The following is a 3,070-nucleotide window of genomic DNA, read 5'->3' as shown; positions in this document are numbered from 1 at the left end:
TTCACGCCGCATCCGACGATGAGCGTCAATGCCTGATGCGATGCTAGCGTGTTTATCATGCCCCCGGGCATTGCGCATATCGCATCTGGCGATTTTCATCGCTTACCCTAAATCCGCCATCAGCACTTTGGATTTACGCTGATAGTTGTACATCTGCTTTTTGCTCTCTGGCAGTGAATCAATATCCACCGGGGTAAAACCACGCTCCTGGAACCAGTGAATACTGCGCGTGGTCAGCACAAATAATTTGCTTAAGCCGCTTTGCCTGGCCTGGGCTGCGATACGCTCCAGCAGGACTTCACCACGGGAAGAACTGCGGTAATCCGGGTGTACCGCCACGCAGGCCATTTCGCCAATTTTCTCTTCCGGGAACGGATAGAGCGCAGCGCAGGCAATAGTTGTGTTATCGCGCTGAATAATGGTGAATTTGTCGATTTCCATCTCCAGTTGTTCCCGAGAACGACGCACCAGAATACCTTGCTGCTCCAGCGGGCGGATCAACTCCAGAATACCGCCGATATCATTGATTGTTGCGCGACGAATCTGCTCGGCGCTTTCCATCACAATTTGCGTACCGATACCGTCACGTGAGAACAGCTCTTGTAGCAGCGCGCCATCTTCCTGATAACTGATTAAATGACAGCGACGAACACCGCTGCGGCAAGCCTTCACTGCACCACGTAAAAAGCGCACCGTACCGGAGTTGTAATCGCCTTTCTCTTCCTGAGCTTCTACCCGCGATTGCGCTTCGTTGGGGAAAAGCTCGGAGACGATGTCACCGTCGTCATTGGTGACCCCCTGTGAAGAGCAAAAACCAATCATCTTCTCGGCTTTCAGCTTGATGGCGAGTTGAGTGGCAATCTCTTCCGAGGTCAGGTTAAAACTCTCGCCAGTGACCGAAACCGCCACCGGCCCCATCAGCACAATTGCACCGCTGTCCAGTTGGCGATGAATCGCTTCTTCGTCAATCCGCCGGATGCGCCCGCTATGACAGTAATCCACGCCGTCATCGACGCCCAGCGGCTGGGCAATAATAAAATTGCCACTGACGACGTTGATATGCGCTCCCTGCAATGGCGTGTTATTAAGGCTCATCGACAGGCGTGCAGTGATGTCCAGTTGTAATGTCCCCGCAGCCTGCTTCACCAGTTCCAGTGTTTTGCCGTCGGTTACACGTATATTTTTGTGATACAGCGGTTCGTGGCGATGCGCTGCCAGATTCGCATCTATTTGTGGACGCGCGCCATAGACCACGACCAGACGGATGCCGAGGCTGTGCAGCAACCCGATATCATTAACGATACTGGAGAAATTTTCATGCTCAATGGCTTCACCGCCGAGCATGATGACAAACGTTTTCCCCCGGTGGGTGTTGATATAGGGAACCGAATGGCGGAATCCCTCGACCAGCTCGGTTTTACGTTCCTTCACCACGGCACACCTCTTTGCATGATTATTCGAAATTAATGTATTTTTATTCTGTTTTTTTGCCGTGTGCAAGTGCAAATTTTATGCGTGAACATTTTTTTTATCAGTAATGCCGTGAATATAAAAAGAATGTTTACCGTTTTATAGATGACAGAATATGCGTCTTTCGCTAAAGTTTCCGGTCAAATTGGTCGTTTACTTGTTACACAGCTTAGATTTATTTGCTCGGGAGAGGCATGTCGGGATCCAACACTGCAATCAGCCGTCGTCGTTTACTGCAAGGCGCGGGTGCCATGTGGCTATTGAGCGTAAGTCAGGTGAGTCTGGCTGCGGTCAGTCAGGTCGTGGCGGTGCGCGTCTGGCCTGCGTCCAGCTATACCCGTGTAACGGTAGAATCAAATCGTCAACTGAAATATAAGCAGTTTGCGTTGAGTAACCCTGAACGCGTGGTAGTGGATATCGAAGATGTAAACCTGAACTCGGTGCTTAAGGGGATGGCTGCGCAAATTCGTGCTGACGACCCGTTCATCAAGTCTGCACGCGTCGGGCAATTTGATCCGCAAACCGTGCGGATGGTTTTTGAGTTAAAGCAAAACGTAAAACCGCAGATGTTTGCCCTCGCGCCAGTTGCCGGGTTTAAAGAGCGTCTGGTGATGGATCTCTACCCGGTCAATGCCCAGGATATGCAGGATCCACTGTTGGCACTGCTGGAGGATTACAACAAAGGCGATCTCGAAAAGCAGGTGCCGCCTGCGCAGAGTGGCCCACAGCCTGGCAAGGCTGGGCGCGATCGTCCTATTGTCATCATGCTTGATCCGGGCCATGGCGGTGAAGACTCCGGCGCGGTGGGGAAATACAAAACGCGTGAAAAAGACGTGGTATTGCAAATTGCCCGCCGTCTGCGCTCTCTGATCGAGAAAGAGGGCAATATGAAGGTGTACATGACGCGTAATGAAGACATCTTCATTCCGTTGCAAGTGCGTGTAGCAAAAGCACAGAAACAACGTGCTGACCTTTTTGTTTCTATCCATGCAGATGCCTTTACCAGCCGCCAGCCGAGCGGTTCTTCCGTGTTTGCGCTTTCGACCAAAGGCGCGACCAGTACTGCGGCAAAATATCTGGCACAAACTCAGAACGCCTCGGATTTGATTGGTGGCGTGAGCAAAAGCGGTGACCGCTATGTCGACCACACCATGTTCGATATGGTGCAGTCGCTGACCATTGCCGACAGCCTGAAGTTTGGTAGGGCAGTCCTGAATAAACTTGGCAAAATCAACAAGCTGCATAAAAATCAGGTCGAGCAGGCCGGGTTTGCTGTACTGAAAGCGCCAGATATTCCATCTATTCTCGTCGAAACGGCGTTTATCAGTAACGTTGAGGAAGAGCGCAAACTGAAAACAGCGACTTTCCAGCAGGAAGTTGCAGAGTCTATCCTCGCGGGGATTAAAGCGTATTTTTCTGATGGGGCGACGCTGGCGAGAAGGGGATAGTAAAAAAGCGCTGAATAGCGCTTTTTTATGGAAGAGCAGAAATAAAAAAACACCCATAAGGGTGCTTAATAATTGGTTGCGGGGGCCGGATTTGAACCGACGACCTTCGGGTTATGAGCCCGACGAGCTACCAGGCTGCTCCACCCCGCGTC

2 protein-coding genes and 1 tRNA gene are annotated in these 3,070 nt (G+C 51.4%); 1 reads left to right on the top strand and 2 read right to left on the bottom strand.

All coding sequences use genetic code 11. The features are described from left to right. Positions 1-102: 102 nt before the first annotated feature. Positions 103-1,434: an amino-acid N-acetyltransferase gene (argA, locus tag A1SC_RS10635; protein WP_000237970.1), complete on the bottom strand. Its 1,332-nt coding sequence runs from the start codon at positions 1,432-1,434 to the stop codon at positions 103-105. A gap of 230 nt (positions 1,435-1,664) precedes the next feature. Between argA and amiC the strand changes: the two genes are divergently transcribed. Continuing rightward, complete coding sequence (gene amiC / locus A1SC_RS10640) at positions 1,665-2,918, top strand: N-acetylmuramoyl-L-alanine amidase AmiC (protein WP_000016909.1); 1,254 nt, start codon at positions 1,665-1,667, stop codon at positions 2,916-2,918. 73 nt (positions 2,919-2,991) lie between these two features. Here the strand turns inward: amiC and A1SC_RS10645 are convergent. Beyond that, a tRNA-Met gene (locus A1SC_RS10645) sits at positions 2,992-3,068 on the bottom strand. Between the last annotated feature and the right edge of the window lie 2 nt (positions 3,069-3,070).

The organism is Escherichia sp. KTE52, from assembly GCF_000408325.1.
In the GTDB taxonomy this organism is placed as follows: Bacteria; Pseudomonadota; Gammaproteobacteria; order Enterobacterales; family Enterobacteriaceae; genus Escherichia; species Escherichia marmotae.
The sequence above is the reverse complement of the archived record's forward strand: the minus strand, read 5'-3'. Positions and strand labels throughout refer to the sequence as shown.

Coding starts and splice junctions, on each gene's coding strand:
- amiC (WP_000016909.1), top strand. CDS start 1,665: ATGTCGGGATCCAACACTGCAATCAGCCGTCGTCGTTTACTGCAAGGC.